At 58.5% G+C, this 15,470-nt stretch carries 18 protein-coding genes; 3 read left to right on the forward strand and 15 right to left on the reverse strand.

All coding sequences use genetic code 11. The features are described 5' to 3' along the window. Position 1 precedes the first annotated feature (1 nt). Positions 2-289 (forward strand): cytochrome C oxidase subunit IV family protein, encoded by a 288-nt coding sequence (locus ACRZ91_RS15995; RefSeq protein ID WP_480907039.1) that lies wholly within the window; start codon positions 2-4, stop codon positions 287-289. A gap of 60 nt (positions 290-349) precedes the next feature. Here the strand turns inward: ACRZ91_RS15995 and hemA are convergent, their stop codons facing one another. Continuing rightward, positions 350-1,573: a 5-aminolevulinate synthase gene (gene hemA / locus ACRZ91_RS16000; RefSeq protein ID WP_480907041.1), complete on the reverse strand. Its 1,224-nt coding sequence runs from the start codon at positions 1,571-1,573 to the stop codon at positions 350-352. 185 nt (positions 1,574-1,758) lie between these two features. On the opposite strand from hemA, the gene ACRZ91_RS16005 reads away from it, so the two are divergent. After that, positions 1,759-2,460, forward strand: coding sequence for a Crp/Fnr family transcriptional regulator (locus tag ACRZ91_RS16005; protein WP_170471352.1), 702 nt, complete (start codon positions 1,759-1,761; stop codon positions 2,458-2,460). Between the two features lie 27 nt (positions 2,461-2,487). Here the strand turns inward: ACRZ91_RS16005 and ACRZ91_RS16010 are convergent, their stop codons facing one another. The 14 genes from ACRZ91_RS16010 to ACRZ91_RS16075 form a co-directional block, all read right to left on the reverse strand. Further along, a complete protein-coding gene (locus tag ACRZ91_RS16010; protein ID WP_010443117.1) occupies positions 2,488-2,745 on the reverse strand; it encodes a hypothetical protein in 258 nt (85 codons plus the stop codon). A 12-nt stretch (positions 2,746-2,757) separates the two neighbouring features. Continuing rightward, positions 2,758-3,450: a NapC/NirT family cytochrome c gene (locus ACRZ91_RS16015; RefSeq protein WP_480907043.1), complete on the reverse strand. Its 693-nt coding sequence runs from the start codon at positions 3,448-3,450 to the stop codon at positions 2,758-2,760. 26 nt (positions 3,451-3,476) lie between these two features. Then, positions 3,477-3,911, reverse strand: coding sequence for a nitrate reductase cytochrome c-type subunit (locus ACRZ91_RS16020; RefSeq protein ID WP_170398181.1), 435 nt, complete (start codon positions 3,909-3,911; stop codon positions 3,477-3,479). 12 nt (positions 3,912-3,923) lie between these two features. Further along, on the reverse strand, positions 3,924-4,835 hold the full coding sequence (napH, locus tag ACRZ91_RS16025; RefSeq protein WP_480907045.1) for a quinol dehydrogenase ferredoxin subunit NapH: 912 nt from the start codon (positions 4,833-4,835) through the stop codon (positions 3,924-3,926). Further along, positions 4,832-5,650: a ferredoxin-type protein NapG gene (gene napG, locus ACRZ91_RS16030; RefSeq protein WP_480907047.1), complete on the reverse strand. Its 819-nt coding sequence runs from the start codon at positions 5,648-5,650 to the stop codon at positions 4,832-4,834. The genes napH and napG overlap by 4 nt, the downstream gene beginning before the upstream one ends. A 27-nt stretch (positions 5,651-5,677) precedes the next feature. Further along, complete coding sequence (gene napA, locus ACRZ91_RS16035; protein WP_480907048.1) at positions 5,678-8,170, reverse strand: nitrate reductase catalytic subunit NapA; 2,493 nt, start codon at positions 8,168-8,170, stop codon at positions 5,678-5,680. Positions 8,171-8,187: 17 nt separating this feature from the next. Continuing rightward, the gene (locus ACRZ91_RS16040) at positions 8,188-8,460 is read right to left on the reverse strand and encodes a chaperone NapD (protein WP_170471362.1); all 273 of its coding nucleotides are present in this window, start codon (positions 8,458-8,460) and stop codon (positions 8,188-8,190) included. After that, entirely contained in the window at positions 8,460-8,969 is a 510-nt protein-coding gene (gene napF / locus ACRZ91_RS16045) for a ferredoxin-type protein NapF (protein WP_170780179.1), read from the reverse strand. Before napF ends, ACRZ91_RS16040 begins: the two co-directional genes overlap by 1 nt. 212 nt (positions 8,970-9,181) lie before the next feature. Beyond that, positions 9,182-11,110 (reverse strand): 1-deoxy-D-xylulose-5-phosphate synthase, encoded by a 1,929-nt coding sequence (dxs, locus tag ACRZ91_RS16050; protein ID WP_170773348.1) that lies wholly within the window; start codon positions 11,108-11,110, stop codon positions 9,182-9,184. Positions 11,111-11,124: 14 nt separating this feature from the next. Next, complete coding sequence (locus ACRZ91_RS16055; protein WP_480907051.1) at positions 11,125-11,991, reverse strand: polyprenyl synthetase family protein; 867 nt, start codon at positions 11,989-11,991, stop codon at positions 11,125-11,127. Further along, a complete protein-coding gene (locus ACRZ91_RS16060) occupies positions 11,992-12,234 on the reverse strand; it encodes an exodeoxyribonuclease VII small subunit (RefSeq protein ID WP_010443127.1) in 243 nt (80 codons plus the stop codon). Beyond that, positions 12,231-13,157, reverse strand: a complete 927-nt coding sequence (locus ACRZ91_RS16065) for a histone deacetylase family protein (RefSeq protein ID WP_170773344.1) — start codon at positions 13,155-13,157, stop codon at positions 12,231-12,233. The genes ACRZ91_RS16060 and ACRZ91_RS16065 overlap by 4 nt, the downstream gene beginning before the upstream one ends. 67 nt (positions 13,158-13,224) lie before the next feature. Beyond that, positions 13,225-13,926, reverse strand: coding sequence for a response regulator (locus ACRZ91_RS16070; RefSeq protein ID WP_319545902.1), 702 nt, complete (start codon positions 13,924-13,926; stop codon positions 13,225-13,227). Then, positions 13,923-14,435 (reverse strand): MarR family winged helix-turn-helix transcriptional regulator, encoded by a 513-nt coding sequence (locus ACRZ91_RS16075; RefSeq protein ID WP_010443130.1) that lies wholly within the window; start codon positions 14,433-14,435, stop codon positions 13,923-13,925. The genes ACRZ91_RS16070 and ACRZ91_RS16075 overlap by 4 nt, the downstream gene beginning before the upstream one ends. Positions 14,436-14,593: 158 nt before the next feature. Between ACRZ91_RS16075 and ACRZ91_RS16080 the strand changes: the two genes are divergently transcribed. Then, on the forward strand, positions 14,594-15,460 hold the full coding sequence (locus ACRZ91_RS16080; protein ID WP_170542291.1) for a branched-chain amino acid aminotransferase: 867 nt from the start codon (positions 14,594-14,596) through the stop codon (positions 15,458-15,460). Positions 15,461-15,470: the final 10 nt, after the last annotated feature.

Below are 15,470 nucleotides of genomic sequence, written 5' to 3' on the forward strand. Positions count from 1 at the left end.
GATGGCCGCAGCTTCATCTTTTCCTAAATACGCCCGCTGGAGACTCCCGAATGCGCTCACACGCGCATGGCTAACCCTTCTGATGCTCAGCGTCGCATCTGCACTGCTGACTGTGCTGCCCATCCCGCCTGCCGCCCTGGCCGGCGGCATTCTGATCCTCGCACTGGCGAAATGCCGCATCATCCTGGCTCGTTATCTTGATCTCGCAAACAGCCCGGCCTGGCTGCGGGGGTTCACCATGGTGACTACAGGATTTGCCATCATCATCTTCGTCCTCTACCTGATCTGACCAAAAAAACGCCGCCTCCGAGGAGACGGCGAAGTGTCACGCAAAGGGGGCGCTTCTTAATCACTGGGCGGCCATCGGCATCCGCGCGATCTGGCAGCGTTGCCAGAGGGCAGACAGCGCGCCGACAAGATGGTCGATATCCTCATCGGTATGCACGGGCGACGGCGTGATCCGCAGCCGCTCGGTCCCTTTTGGCACGGTGGGATAGTTGATCGGCTGGATGTAGATACCGAACTCTTCCAACAGCGTGTCCGAGATGAACTTGCACTTCACCGGATCGCCGACCATCACTGGGATGATGTGGCTGGGGTTGGGGATATGGGGGATACCTTCCGCATCCAAACGGGCCCGAACCTGTGCCACGCGGGCTTTCTGCAAGTCGCGTTCAGCATTCGATTGTTTCAGATGCCGGATCGAGGCTGCAGCTCCAGCTGCGATAGAAGGCGGCAGGGCGGTGGTAAAAATGAAGCCGCTGGCGAAGCTGCGCACGAAATCGCACAGCGCAGCAGAGGCAGCGATATATCCACCCACCACACCGAACGCCTTGCCAAGCGTGCCTTCGATCACCGTCAGACGATCCATCAGTCTATCGCGTTCAGCAATGCCACCGCCGCGCGGGCCATAAAGACCGACGGCGTGAACCTCATCCAGATAGGTCATCGCGCCGTATTTGTCGGCCAGATCGCAGATCTCTTTGATGGGGGCGATGTCGCCGTCCATCGAATAGACTGACTCGAAGGCGATCATCTTGGGTGCATCTGGATCAGCGGCGGCCAGCTTGGCCTCAAGGTCTTCCAGATCGTTGTGTTTCCAGATCACCTTCTGCGCTCGCGAGTGGCGGATGCCTTCGATCATCGAGGCGTGGTTCAGGGCATCAGAGAACACGATCAGGTCGGGGATTTTTGCGGCGAGGGTGCCAAGAGCTGCCCAATTCGAAACATACCCGGAAGTAAACAGAAGCGCGGATTCCTTTCCGTGCAAATCCGCCAGTTCGGCCTCAAGCAGCACGTGATCATGCGTGGTGCCTGATATGTTCCGCGTGCCGCCTGCCCCCGCGCCGCAGCGATCCAATGCGTCATGCATCGCGCCGATCACCGAGGGGTGCTGACCCATGCCGAGATAGTCGTTCGAGCACCAGATCCGCACATTCCGCTGGACCGAGCCATCCGTCTGGCGTGCGTTCGGAAAAGAACCACAACGACGTTGCAAGTCTATGAAAACACGATAATTCCCTTCTTCCCGAAGGTCATTGAGGCTTTGACTGAAATAACGCTCGTAGTCCATGTTACGTGCTCCCCGGAATACTGGCTTTGGGCCGAGAATAGGGCAGCGAACCAACCCGCAACATGACAATAGTCAAGTTTACACAACATAAAACTATGGTGCACAACTGCCGGCTCTGGCATAGCGTGGGGCAAGGATGGACCAACCGGGCGCGCGCGCCGGCAGGAAGTAACAGGGGTATTCTCTTGTCTCACGAAGCACAAAAAGCGATCGCACGTCAGTCGCTGCTGCTGCGCAGTTTACCGGAACAGCATGTGGAAACATTGTTGAGCCACGCGATCTGGCGTCAGTATGACCGTGGTGAGACGATATTCCTGCAGGAGGAAACGGCGCAGGCCATACACGTCGTATTGGAGGGTTGGGTCAAGCTGTTCCGCATGACCCCAACCGGTGCCGAAGCGGTAGTCAGCGTCTTTACCCGCGGCGACAGTTTTGGTGAAGCCGTGGCGCTGCGCAACGTGCCCTATCCGGTCTCGGCCGAGGCCGTTTCGGCCTGTGATGTCATGCACATTCCCAGCCCAATCCTGATTTCGCTGATGAAGGAAGACCCCGAGATCGGGATCTCGATCCTGGCCGCGACCTTCACCCATCTGCACTCGCTCGTGGCGCAGCTGGAACAGCTCAAGGCGCAGACCGGTGCACAGCGCGTGGCCGAGTTTTTGCTGAACCTCTGTGACACTGATGCGGGTGAGTGCGAAGTATCGCTGCCATATGACAAGATGCTGATCGCGGGTCGTCTGGGTATGAAACCCGAAAGCCTGAGCCGGGCGTTTTCAAGGCTTAAGGCGGTGGGGGTAAAGATCAACCGCAACCACGCTGTGATATCGGATATAGCATTGCTGCGGGATTATGCCGAAAGTGATCCGGCGGAAAACTGGGGTCGGTAACCCGACATTGCTGCCGGGTTGACCTGTTCAGACTGTCGCGCCCTTGCGGCGAATGGCGGTGCCAAGGGTACCGGCACATACGCCAACGATGATCGCGATGATTAGCGCCATGGCTCCGACATGGGAAAATTGCCACCCGGCAAAAAGCAGTGGTGCGATCAGGCCTACCAGACCGCCCAATAGGGCCCCCAACCAATATTGGCGGGTCATCATGCCCAGTGCCAGACCCAGAATGCCGGGTAGGCCCAATACGTTGCCGCCGATGGTTCCAAGTATTTCTAACATCTCTGTCCCACCTTAATCCGAGTTTTTGTTCAGGAACGCGCGGATGTCGTCTCCTGAAGCGGCTGCGTGTTCCTGCAGAACCTCGCCGTCTATCTCTTTCGCAATCTTTTCATACGTTTCCAGATAGTTTGGTGGGAGGCTGTGCGCGATACCCTGATGGCAGTCGATACAGGTCATGCCGTTATCGATCGCGCGCTGGTGTTCATTGGCGGCCCGGGTTTCCTGAATCGTGAAGTCCATATAGTCGAAGTTGTGACAGTTACGGCATTCCCGGCTGTCGGATGCTTTCATCTTCTTCCAAACGGCCGTCGCCATAGCGAGACGATGATCCTCATACTTCTCGGGCGTGCTGATCGTGCCTGCCAGTTCGTGGTAGACATCCTTCACGGCCATGATCTTGGCTTTGATCTTATGGTTCCACTCGTCCGGGACGTGGCAATCCGAACAGATCGCCCGCACGCCCGAATGGTTGTTGTAGTGGATCGTCTCACGGTATTCGCCGAGATTGACCTCCATCGTGTGACACGAGGTGCAGAACTCTTCTGTATTCGTCAGTTCCAGCGTCCAGTGGAACCCACCCCAGAACAGGATGCCTGCCAGAAATCCGGCAAGCAGGGTGAAACCAACGCTGAGGACGGCGATCGGGCTCCAGAACCAGGTCCAGAGGCGCCGGATGAGCCCTTGTTTTTCTTGGGAGTCGGACATATCGCGCTCTCCTTTTCGACCTGAGTTTAGTTTCCGGAGGAAGGTTCAAAAGTGTTGTCGACCAGCGGCAGCGCATCGGCCTGCGGCACGTGGCACTGGTTGCAGAAATACCGAGTGCCTGCGATCTGATCTAACTCACGGCCTTCGCGGTCCAGATAGTGGGTCATCGACAGCGTTGGCGCATTGCGCTCACCGGCTTTGGTCCAGTCGTGGCACGACAGGCACTGGTTGGTGCGCAGGTCGATCTGGTACTGTTCGATCGAGTGCGGGATCAGCGGCGGCTGCTGGCGATAGTTGCGCTGCATGCGGCCTTCGACCGTGCGATGCACCTGATCCAGAACGGCAGGTTCATCTACCTCGGCACCGCGCAGGCTGTTGACCCCGGCAGATTGTGCAAGGGCCAGGCCACCGAGGAGCAGCGGCGGGATCAGGGCAAGGCCCACTAGGATCGGCTTTTTCATCTTCTCACTCCTTCAAAAAGGTCTTGAGGCGCGCGGCTGAGGCGCGGCGGTTGGTTCCGGTGGCGCGACGGTCAGGGCGTCGAACCGATGGGTGAATTTGAAAACGTCTTCGGCACAGATATCGATGCAGCGCCCGCAATTGGTGCAGTCGGGCGACAGGATCAGCGGGGTATCTTTGCCTTTCAGCGCCGGAGAGATCACGTGGTTTTCCGGGCAGACCGCGTAGCAGTCCATGCAGTCATCGCAGGCGGAGCGGTTGGCGGCGCTGACCCGCAGCATCGCTTTGCTGCCGATCAATCCATAGAACGCGCCTACCGGGCAGATATGGCCGCACCATCCGTGGCGCGAGACAAACAAGTCGAACAGGAAGATCGCGGCGACCATCGCCCAGACAAATCCCATGCCAAAGATCAGCCCGCGATGCAGCATGGTGATCGGGTTGACCAGCTCCCACGCGATGGCTCCGGTCAGGCCTGAGACGATAAGCACAGTGGCCATAATCCACAGCCGAGTGCCACGTTTGGGTTGCCAGCCTTTTTGCAGGCCCAGCTTGCGGTGCAGCCAATGCGCACAGTCGGTTACGGGGTTGATCGGGCAGACCCACGAGCAATAGACGCGACCTCCGATCAACGCGTAAGCAACCAGGACGATGGCGGCACCGATGGCGGCAGTCAGCTCGGGCCAGTGCCCGGCGATCAGGCTTTGCAGAAAAACAAACGGATCGGTCAGGGGCAGCACGCCCAGCGTCAGCGACCCGGCCAGAGTGCCCTGCACGATCCAGATCCCGAACCATGGGCCCAGCAGAAACAGCACCAGAAAGAACAGCTGACTGGCGCGCCGCAGCAGCAGGTATTTATGGGCACTCAACCAACCTTTGCTGGCGATGGCCTCTTGCCCCAGTGGCATATGTGTGCGGGCAGTCATTGGGTGACCTCCGGCAGCTTAAAGCTGGGCTCAAACCCGCCCGGTGCAACCAGGTTATCCGTACCTGGCCCCGGCAGGCGATCAGGCAGGTCGATAATGCCTTCTACAACCGGTGCACCTTTGGCTTCTTTCTCTTCCCAGCCCTTGAGGTAATGATCAGCGGTGCTGCCACGGGCCAGACGGATGGGCAGAACTTTAATCGCGGCTTCAGGAAGAACGCAGCTTTTCTCGCACACACCGCAACCTGTGCAATGATCGGCGTGAACGGTCGGAATGAAGATCGCGTGACTGCCCGAGCGGGCGTTGTGCTCGGTTTCTAGTGTGATCGCCCCGTCGATGACGGGGCAGACCCGATAACAGACATCGCAACGCAGGCCGAGGAAGTTCAGGCAGTTCTCCTGATCGACCAGAACGGCCACACCCATCTTGGCGTCGTCGATATTGTCCAGTCCGGGGTCTAGCGCTCCGGTCGGGCAGGCCGCGACGCAGGGGATGTCGTCACACATTTCGCAAGGCACATCACGGGCGGTGAAATACGGCGTGCCGGTGGCCACCGCATCGACACCCAGCTCGGCCAGTTTCAACGTGTCATAGGGACAGTCCCGCACGCACAATCCACAGCGGATGCAGGCCGACAGGAAATCTTTTTCCGGCAAGGCTCCGGGTGGCCGCAAGGCCTCGGCTGGCAACGCCCGTGCGTCTCGCGCCAGCCAGGCCAACAGGGACCCGGCTGCCACGCAGCCGCCCGCTACGCGCGCCGAGTCCTGCAGGAACCGGCGCCGCTGCGGCGAGAGAGGAGAGCCAACACGAGACATGGGTCTTACCTTTGCCTTGCCTGCCCTTTACGCGCGCTCGATCTTACAGGCGCATTTCTTGAAGTCGGTTTCTTTCGACAGTGGGCAAGTCGCGTCCAAGGTCAGCTTGTTGGTCAGCTGACCCTCGTCGAACCAAGGCATGAAGACCAGACCGCGCGGAACTTTGTTACGGCCGCGGGTTTCGACCCGGCTGTTGACCTCGCCGCGGCGGGTAGACAGAACGATCTCCTGCCCGCGCCGCAGACCACGATCGCGCGCATCGTCCGGATGCATGTAGACAACAGCGGCGGGATAGGCGCGGTGCAGTTCGGGCACGCGGCGGGTCATAGAACCCGAATGCCAGTGTTCCAGCACACGGCCTGTGCAGAGCCACAGGTTGAACTCTTCATCCGGTACCTCGGGGGCGGGCTCGTATGGTGCAAAGATGATCTTGGCTTTGCCATCCTTATGGCCATAGAACTTCACATCCGCACCTTCGGGCACGTAAGGATCATAGCCTTCACGGAAGCGATAAAGCGTCTCTTTGCCGTCCACGACCGGCCAGCGCAAGCCGCGGGCCTGATGGTAAGTTTCGAACGGTGCCAGATCGTGCGCATGGCCGCGACCGAAATTGGCATATTCCTCGAACAGGCCCTTCTGCACGTAGAAGCCAAAGTGCTCAGATTCGTCGTTGTCGAACCCTTCCGCGGTTTCAGACAGCGGGAACTGGTCGATCGTGCCATTGGAAAACAGCACGTCATACATGGTTTTGCCGCGATGTTCGGGCATGGTGGCCAGTAGTTCCTCGCCCCAAACTTCTTCAACGGTGAAGCGTTTGGAGAACTCCATCAGCTGCCAGAGGTCCGATTTCGCCTCTCCCGGAGCCTTGACCTGTTGTCGCCAGAATTGCGTGCGACGCTCGGCGTTGCCATAGGCACCTTCCTTCTCGACCCACATGGCAGTGGGCAAGATCAGGTCAGCGGACAGAGCCGTTACGGTCGGATAAGGGTCTGATACGGCAATGAAGTTTTCCGGGTTGCGATAACCGGGATAGCCTTCTTCGTTGATATTGGGCGCGGCCTGCATGTTGTTAGTGCACTGCACCCAATAGGCGTTCAGATCACCGTCTTTCAGTTTGCGGTGCTGCAGTACGGCGTGGAACCCGGGTTTGGGCGGGATGGTGCCCGCAGGGATTTTCCACGCAGTCTCGCAGATCTCGCGGTGCTTGTCGTTTGCCACAACCATATCGGCGGGCAGACGGTGCGCGAAGGTCCCAACCTCACGTGCCGTACCACAGGCCGAGGGCTGACCGGTCAGCGAGAAGGGCGAATTGCCGGGCTCTGAAATCTTACCGACCAGCAGGTGCACGTTGTACATCAGTGAGTTCACCCACGATCCGCGGGTGTGCTGGTTGAAGCCCATGGTCCACAGGCTCATCACCTTGCGGTTTGGATCTGCATATTGCTGGGCCAGACGCTCGAGCTGAGATGCAGGAACGCCGGAAAGTTCCGATGTGTATTCCAGCGTGTATTCCGAAACCGCCTCGGCATATTCTTCGAAGCTGATCGGTTCCAATTTGCCCGAGTTCGGGTTCTCGGCCTCTTGCTGCAGCGGGTTATTGTCGCGCAGGCCATAGCCGATATCGGTGGCCGTCTTGGTGATGTTGACGTGGTTCTTGACGAACTCTTCGTTCACCGCGCCGTTCTGGATGATGTAGTTGGCGATGTAGTTCAAGATCGCCAGATCGGTCTGCGGCGCAAAGACCATGCCATTGTCGGCCAGCTCGAACGAGCGGTGTTCATAAGTCGACAGCACATGCACTTCGGATCCCGGTTTGGTCAGACGCGTGTCGGTCAGACGTGACCACAGGATCGGGTGCATCTCGGCCATGTTCGAGCCCCAGAGCACGAACGTATCGGCATGCTCAAAATCGTCATAGCAGCCCATCGGCTCGTCAATGCCAAATGTCCGCATAAAGCCGACCACCGCCGAGGCCATGCAGTGGCGCGCGTTCGGGTCGATGTTGTTGGACCGGAAACCGGCTTTCATCATCTTGGCAGCGGCATAACCTTCCCAAACGGTCCACTGGCCCGAGCCGAACATACCAACACTGGTCGGCCCTTTCTTGGCAAGGGCCTCTTTCCACTTGGCGGCCATGACGTCGAAGGCTTCGTCCCAGCTGACGGGTTCGAATTCACCATTCTTATCGTATTCGCCATTGGTCTTGCGCAGCATCGGTGTGGTCAGACGGTCTTTGCCGTACATGATCTTTGAAAGGAAATAGCCCTTGATGCAGTTCAGACCGCGGTTCACCGGCGCGTCTGGGTCGCCCTGCGTGGCGACGACGCGCCCGTCTTTGGTACCAACCAGGACCGAGCATCCGGTGCCACAGAACCGACAGGCGGCTTTGTCCCAGCGAATATCAGGGTTGCCGACTTGAGCGCTGGCCTGCCCGGTAGCAAGCTGCAAACCTGCGGCTGATGCTGTCGCAGCGGCGGCGGTTGATTTTAGAAAGGTCCGGCGGGATTCAGAGATGGTCATGACATGGGTCTCCGGCTTTATATCTGGCGAGAAGCGTTAAGGTGCGGACGGGTCTCCGCAAGGTCTTCGAAATGGTGATAAGTCAGGGTCAGAGAGATCACACCCGGGATCTGATGCAGATCCATGATCGTCTCGGATGCCAATTTTTCAGGCGTATCCTCGACCACAACAACAATGCGGCCATCCTCAGATGCCGCGTGAACCTCTGCCCCGTTTGTACCCGCAATCGTGGCCTGTGCACTCTGCGTGGTTTCGGGGGTTACATGGACGAGGCATCCACAGATGTTCATTAGGCGACCTCCTGCGTGGGCGGGGTGTGGCGTTCAAAGCTGACGGAACCGGCGGGGCAGGCGCTGGCGCAGGCGCCGCAGCCGGTGCAGGTATCGGTGTCGAGTACGGGTTCGGCGCGGCCACCGGTCTGCAATTGAAAGCGGATTGCACGGTGGTCGCAGACATCCTGACAGACCCGACAGCTGACGCCGTTCATCGACAGGCACGTGGCAGCAACTTTGGCGCGCCAGGGCCAGTCGGCGATATGTTCGGGGTTCAATGCTCCGGTTGGGCAAGCATTGGCGCAATCACCGCAGAATGTGCAGGGGCCTGCATCCAGCTGGACGACGGGGAAGCCCTGTGTGTCGAACTTGATTATGTCTTCGGGACATGCCTCGCGGCATTCGTCGCATTGCGTGCACAGCTCAAGAAACTCGGCTGCATCTGCCCCAGGCGGGCGGATGGAGTTTTGATCATTGCGCAGCACTTTTCCCTTAAGAAACGCACGGCGGCTGGCTAGCTTGTTCATTCGCTTGCGACCTTATGCATAAAGGGCAAGGAGCAGCCTCACCCCGAGTCGAGTTCTAGTGTAACCCGAACATCAGGATATTGACCTATGTCATTTTCAAAGCTGTTATTTCCCCGCAGAGGCAAAAAACATGTGCAAAAAATGCACAATTTCAGATGTGTCTATGAAACTTAAATCACGACCACGCGTTTGCGCCAAATGAATTCGCCGATTCAGGCGCGTTTTTCGCCAATCGTCGTGACGCCCAGAATCGACAGCACTTTGGCCTCGATCTGCTCTGCATTCATACCAGCGACCGCGTACATATCCGCTGGGTTTGCCTGATCGATGAAAATATCCGGCAACACCATCGAGCGATACTTCAACCCTTCGTCGAACACGCCCTCATCGGCCAAAAGCTGCGCAACATGACTGCCGAAACCGCCAACTGCGCCTTCCTCGATCGTGATCAGCGCCTCGTGGTTCGCGGCCAGATCAAGGATCAAATCCCGATCCAGAGGCTTGGCAAAGCGCGCATCGGCGATGGTGGGGGCGATCCCGCGCGCGCAAAGCGCCTCGGCCGCCTTCTGCACCTCGGCCAGCCGCGTCCCGAAGGACAGCAGTGCTACACGCGCACCTTTTTGGATCATGCGGCCTTTGCCGATCTCCAACACTTCACCGCGCTCGGGCAAGTCAACGCCCACCCCTTCGCCGCGAGGATAGCGGAAGGCGATCGGACCATCATCATAAGCGACGGCGGTGGCAACCATGTGCATCAACTCAGCCTCATCCGCGGCGGCCATGACAACCATGCCCGGAAGGTTGGCCAAGTAAGCAATATCAAACGATCCCGCATGGGTTGCGCCATCGGCTCCGACCAATCCAGCACGGTCGACGGCAAAGCGCACCGGCAAGCGTTGGATGGCTACGTCATGTACCACCTGATCGTAGCCACGCTGTAGGAAAGTGGAATACATTGCACAGAACGGCTTCATCCCGCCGGCGGCCAGCGCAGCCGAGAATGTCACACCATGCTGTTCGGCAATCGCCACATCAAAACACCGCGAAGGGTAGCGCTCAGCAAACAGGTTCAGCCCAGTCCCATCCGGCATTGCAGCGGTGACGGCGACGATCTTGTCATCCCGCGCCGCTTCCTCGACCAGAGTCTTACCAAAGACCGAGGTATAGGACGGCGCGTTGGATGGGGCTTTCTTCTGCTCGCCCGTCACCACATCGAACTTAGCGGTTGCGTGACCCTTGTCACGTGCCTGTTCGGCAGGGGCATAACCCTTGCCCTTTTTGGTCAATACGTGGATCAGGATCGGACCTGTCGCTTTGGCCTTGACCGCACGCAAAACCGGCAACAACTGGTCCAGATCATGCCCGTCGATGGGGCCGAGGTATGAAAAGCCTAATTCCTCAAACAAGGTCCCGCCCATGGCCATGCCTTTCAGCATGTCCTTGGCGCGCTTTGCCCCCTCGCGGAAAGGTTCAGGCAATAGGGATACTGCGCCCTTGGCGGCTGCTTTCAGATCGTGGAACGGCTCTTCGGCATAGATGCGCGACAGGTAGTTGGACAGAGCACCCACGGGTGGCGCAATGCTCATCTCGTTGTCGTTCAGGATCACGATCAGGCGTTTCTTCAGATGCCCTGCATTGTTCATCGCCTCAAATGCCATGCCCGCAGACATCGAGCCATCGCCGATCACAGCAATCGCATCGCCGAGACCTTCGGGCGTCACACCGCCCAGATCACGGGCCACAGCAAACCCCAGCGCGGCGCTGATCGAAGTGCTGGAATGGGCCGCGCCAAACGGGTCATAAGGGCTTTCACTGCGCTTGGTGAAGCCGCTCAGCCCGTCTTTCATGCGCAGGGTGCGGATTCGATCTCGGCGCTCGGTCAGAATTTTATGCGGATAGCACTGGTGACCGACGTCCCAGATGATCTTGTCGCGGGGTGTATCGAACACTGCGTGAAGCGCAGTGGTCAGCTCAACCACGCCCAGACCCGCGCCCAAATGCCCGCCGGTAACCGATACTGCAGAGATCGTCTCGGTCCGCAATTCATGTGCGACCTGATGCAGTTGCGCATCTGAAAACTGCTTTAAATCCGCTGGGCGGCTCACAAGGTCCAACAAGGGCGTATTCGGGCGGTCAGACATTTGGCGTTCCTGGCTTAGCTGTCCCGGGCAATAACGAAGCGGGCAGCCTGCTTCAAGGTTTCTGCCGCGGGGCCATATTCATCTAACGCAGCACAAGCCTGACTCACAAGCTCAGCGGCACGGGATTTAGCCGCATCCAGACCAAGAAGTGAGACAAAGGTCGCCTTGCCCGCCTCTGCATCCTTCTGCAAGCGCTTTCCTGCCTTTTCGGCATCTCCTTCAACATCCATGATGTCATCCGCGATCTGAAAGGCAAGCCCAAGCGCCTGGGCATATTGGCGCAAGGGGGCAGGATCGGCCTGCGCCAACCGCGCGCCTGCACAGGCGGACCATTCGATCAACGCGCCGGTCTTGCCCACTTGCAGTTGCGTAATCTCATCCAGTGTCAGTGGCTCTGCTGCCGTCTCCGCCGCAATATCCAGCGCCTGACCCAGAACCATACCCTGCGCGCCGCTCGCTTTTGCCAGTGTTAGAGCCAGTTCGGCGCGCATTTCAGCATTTCCGACCTCTGGCCGCACGCAAAGCTCAAACGCAAGTGTCTGCAGCGCATCCCCGGCCAGAACGGCTGTCCCTTCATCCCATTTCACATGGACTGTGGGGCGTCCTCGCCGCAGGTCATCATCATCCATGCAGGGCAGGTCGTCATGTACCAGAGAGTATGCATGCAGCGCTTCGATCCCCGTCGCCGGCCAGATCGCCCGAGCCGCATCGACGCCAAGTAACCGCGCGCTTTCCAGTACCAGAAACCCTCGCAGACGCTTGCCGCCCGCGGTGGCATAGGCCATCGCCTGTGTCACATCCAGATCGTCCAACGTCCCCAGAACCAGATCGAAATGGTCTTGAATCAGCGCGGCATCCTGTGCCAGCTTTTCACGAAACATTTACTGACCTTCGACAGGCGTCGTCCCGGTTGGCTGGCCATCTGCGTCCAAAGTGATCGCGGCCACCTTTTCCTCGGCGCGTTTCAGCTCATCCTCACAGCGTTTCTTCAACGCCGCACCCCGCTCATACAAAGCGATCGACTGATCCAGCGCCACATCCCCGCGTTCCAGCTGACCCACCACGGCCTCAAGCTCTTTCATCGCCTGTTCAAAGGTCATCTGTTCGACTGGGGTATCGGTCATTGTGCTGCCTTCATCAATTCTTCCACATGGGCGCGTGTCGCCTCGGCCAATGCGTTCAGATCATACCCGCCTTCCAGAGTCGAGACGATACGCCCATCACACACTTCATCAGCAATCTTGCACAGCTCCGCCGTGATCCAGGCGAAATCACCCGTGGACCAGTTAAGATTTGCCAACGGATCATCCTGATGGGCATCAAACCCGGCGGAGACAATAATTAGTTCCGGCTTGAATGCGCGCAGTCGTGGAAAAGCTTGCGCCTCATAAGCGGCTCGCATCTCCGCTCCGCCTGTGCCCGGTGCCAAAGGAATATTCAAAACCGTCTCATAAGCGCCGGTTTCGTCAGTACGGCCAGAGCCGGGCCATAACGGCATCTGCTGACTGGTGATCACCAGCGCGCGCTTTTCGTCCCACAGCAAATCCTGCGTGCCATTGCCATGATGAACATCAAAATCCAACACTGCCACGCGGTTCAACCCGTGATGATCCAGCGCATGCTTTGCAGCCAACGCGGCATTGCCAAACAGACAGAACCCCATGGCCGTTTCCGTCTCGGCATGGTGGCCTGGCGGTCGTATCGCACAGAACGCATTCGGTGCTTCACCGCCCAGTACCAGATCGACGGCTCGCACCACCGCACCTGCCGCGCGATAGGCCGCATCAACAGATCCTGGAGACATGAATGTATCCCCATCAATCTGCTTGAACCCATCCGAGGGCCTTTGGTCAAGAATATCACTGATATGGTTCTGCGGATGAACTCGTAGCAAATCATCATCCGCTGCCAACGGCGCTGTCACACGCTGCAAATCCAAATCCTCAAGCGCATGAAGGATATGTTCCAACCGCGCCACCCGCTCTGGATGCCCCTCTGGCGTCACATGATTAAGACAATCTGCGTGGGTCAGCAAAGCGGTTTTCATCAGGATCTCATCTTCATCTGGCTAAAATATCCTCGCCGAAGGCCTAAAAACGCCGCGCGGCGGCTCATCAGTCCGGCGCCAGCATATAGCCCGCACCGCGCACAGTCTGCAGATACCGAGGCTGTTTCGGATCCTGCTCCAGCTTCCGACGCAAGCGGGTGATCTGCACGTCCACCGCACGTTCCTGCGCCTGTCCCTTGTCGCGCCCCAGGTCCTCGACCAGCTTGGCACGGCTAATCGGTTCGCCGGGCTGGGCCGAGAATATCTTCATCAACTGGCTTTCCGTTGCAGTCAAGCGCACCGGATCTTCGCCCTGCCACATCTCACCCCGCTCGATATCGTAGCGAATTGGTCCAAGATGCAGAATCTTGGCCACCGCGTCCTGCGCGGGCGTTTCCGGCATCCGGCGCAGAATGGCATTGATCCTAAGTAGCAACTCTTTGGGTTCGAACGGCTTGGCCAAGTAGTCATCAGCTCCGGCTTCCAAACCAGCAATCCGATGCTCGGTTTCGCCCTTTGCCGTCAGCAACAGGATCGGGGTGGAATGCGTTTCGCGCAAGGCCCGTGTCAGGCTGACGCCATCCTCACCGGGCATCATCACATCCAGCACAATCATATCAAAATCCAACCCTGACAACACCCGCCGCGCATGGGCCGCGTCGCGCGCAGAAGTCACCAAGAACCCGCTGCGCATCAGGAATTTCTTGAGCAGGTCACGAATGCGCTCGTCATCATCGACGATAAGAAGATGGGCGTCCATTTCGCTCATGAAGTCGTATCCCGCAGTTTTGTATATGCACGACGCATATCAGCATCCATCATCGCTTCAAGCACTTTGCGAAACCCGGCCACTGCTTCGGGGCCCGCATCTTTGTAGGCCGCGCGCATCCGGGCGCGCTGGGCGTCGGAGAGTTTGGCCTCTAACGCCTTCCCCTTATCCGTCAGAAATAGGTGGCGTTCGCGTTTGTCCACTGTTCCTACCCGGCTTTCGACCAGACCATCTTCGATGAGGCTACGCAGAACGCGGTTCAGCGATTGTTTGGTAACACCCAATATGGCCAGCAGGTTGTTGACCGTTGTCCCCGGCGCGCGGTTGATGAAGTGGATGGCCCGGTGATGCGCCCGACCATAGGCCAATTCAGTCAGGATACGGTCTGGATCAGCGGTAAAGCCGCGATAGGCAAAGAACATGGCCTCGATACCCTGCCTCAGTTGCTCATCTGTCAGAAACAACAGGCTTTCTCCGCCAAAGACCGGGGCGGGACGGATGTCGGACATGTTGGACCTCATTCGCAATATGATCTGACTTTATGTCAGCCTTATTGACATTCCAAGAGCGCACAGGTATCGAATCGCAGTTTTTGCGCAACATTATGTCCGATGCGGACCTAAACGGCGCAACATTCGGAAATCTAGCCCGGCTCAGGAGGTTTCGCATGGCGGGATATGACGATCGCGACGGTGTCATCTGGATGGATGGCGAACTTGTGCCCTGGCGCGAAGCCAATGTGCACATTCTGTCCCACGCGATGCACTATGCGTCCTCAGTGTTTGAGGGTGAGCGCGCCTATAACGGCAAGATCTTCAAAAGCCGCGAACATTCGGAACGCCTGATCGCCTCGGCCGAGGCGCTGGATATGCCGATGCCCTACTCGGTCGATGAGATCGAGGCCGCCAAAGAGGAGGCGTTGAAAGCCAGCGGGCTTCAGGACGCTTATGTGCGCGCGCTGGTCTGGCGTGGCTCGGGCGAGGATATGGGTGTCGCTTCCGCCAAGAACCCCGTTCGGATGGCCATCGCTGTTTGGCCTTGGGGTGCGTATTACGGTGATGCCAAGATGCAAGGTGCCAAGCTGGACATCGCCGAGTGGAAACGACCCAGCCCGGAAACCATTCCGGTACATGCCAAGGCAGCGGGTCTTTACATGATCTGCACCATTTCAAAGCATAAGGCCGAGGCCAAAGGCTGCTCGGACGCTTTGTTCATGGATTACAACGGCAACGTGGCAGAAGCGACGGGTGCCAACGTCTTCTTCGTGAAAGACGGAGAAGTGCACACCCCGCTGGCCGATTGCTTCCTGAACGGCATCACCCGTCAGACGGTGATCCAGATGCTGAAAGACAAGGGCGTCACTGTCCACGAACGCCGCATCAGACCCGAAGAAATGGCAGATTTCGAACAGTGCTGGCTGACAGGTACAGCAGCCGAAGTCACTCCGGTCGGGCAGATCGGCGACTATACCTTTGAGGTTGGCGATCTGACCCGTGAAATCGCCGAAGACTACGAAAAGCTGGTCCGGGCGTAAGTTAATACCG

The organism is Ruegeria sp. O11 (assembly GCF_056535285.1).

What these genes read in the sequence shown, in the direction of transcription:
- napA (WP_480907048.1), bottom strand. Translation starts at nt 8,170, where the DNA reads ATGACCATCTCTGAATCCCGCCGGACCTTTCTAAAATCAACCGCCGCC.
- ACRZ91_RS16075 (WP_010443130.1), bottom strand. Translation starts at nt 14,435, where the DNA reads ATGTCCGACATCCGTCCCGCCCCGGTCTTTGGCGGAGAAAGCCTGTTG.
- ACRZ91_RS16065 (WP_170773344.1), bottom strand. Translation starts at nt 13,157, where the DNA reads ATGAAAACCGCTTTGCTGACCCACGCAGATTGTCTTAATCATGTGACG.
- ACRZ91_RS16055 (WP_480907051.1), bottom strand. Translation starts at nt 11,991, where the DNA reads ATGTTTCGTGAAAAGCTGGCACAGGATGCCGCGCTGATTCAAGACCAT.
- ACRZ91_RS16080 (WP_170542291.1), top strand. Translation starts at nt 14,594, where the DNA reads ATGGCGGGATATGACGATCGCGACGGTGTCATCTGGATGGATGGCGAA.
- ACRZ91_RS16040 (WP_170471362.1), bottom strand. Translation starts at nt 8,460, where the DNA reads ATGAACATCTGTGGATGCCTCGTCCATGTAACCCCCGAAACCACGCAG.
- ACRZ91_RS15995 (WP_480907039.1), top strand. Translation starts at nt 2, where the DNA reads ATGGCCGCAGCTTCATCTTTTCCTAAATACGCCCGCTGGAGACTCCCG.
- dxs (WP_170773348.1), bottom strand. Translation starts at nt 11,110, where the DNA reads ATGTCTGACCGCCCGAATACGCCCTTGTTGGACCTTGTGAGCCGCCCA.
- ACRZ91_RS16070 (WP_319545902.1), bottom strand. Translation starts at nt 13,926, where the DNA reads ATGAGCGAAATGGACGCCCATCTTCTTATCGTCGATGATGACGAGCGC.
- napH (WP_480907045.1), bottom strand. Translation starts at nt 4,835, where the DNA reads ATGACTGCCCGCACACATATGCCACTGGGGCAAGAGGCCATCGCCAGC.
- ACRZ91_RS16010 (WP_010443117.1), bottom strand. Translation starts at nt 2,745, where the DNA reads ATGTTAGAAATACTTGGAACCATCGGCGGCAACGTATTGGGCCTACCC.
- ACRZ91_RS16015 (WP_480907043.1), bottom strand. Translation starts at nt 3,450, where the DNA reads ATGTCCGACTCCCAAGAAAAACAAGGGCTCATCCGGCGCCTCTGGACC.
- ACRZ91_RS16060 (WP_010443127.1), bottom strand. Translation starts at nt 12,234, where the DNA reads ATGACCGATACCCCAGTCGAACAGATGACCTTTGAACAGGCGATGAAA.
- napG (WP_480907047.1), bottom strand. Translation starts at nt 5,650, where the DNA reads ATGTCTCGTGTTGGCTCTCCTCTCTCGCCGCAGCGGCGCCGGTTCCTG.
- napF (WP_170780179.1), bottom strand. Translation starts at nt 8,969, where the DNA reads ATGAACAAGCTAGCCAGCCGCCGTGCGTTTCTTAAGGGAAAAGTGCTG.
- ACRZ91_RS16020 (WP_170398181.1), bottom strand. Translation starts at nt 3,911, where the DNA reads ATGAAAAAGCCGATCCTAGTGGGCCTTGCCCTGATCCCGCCGCTGCTC.
- hemA (WP_480907041.1), bottom strand. Translation starts at nt 1,573, where the DNA reads ATGGACTACGAGCGTTATTTCAGTCAAAGCCTCAATGACCTTCGGGAA.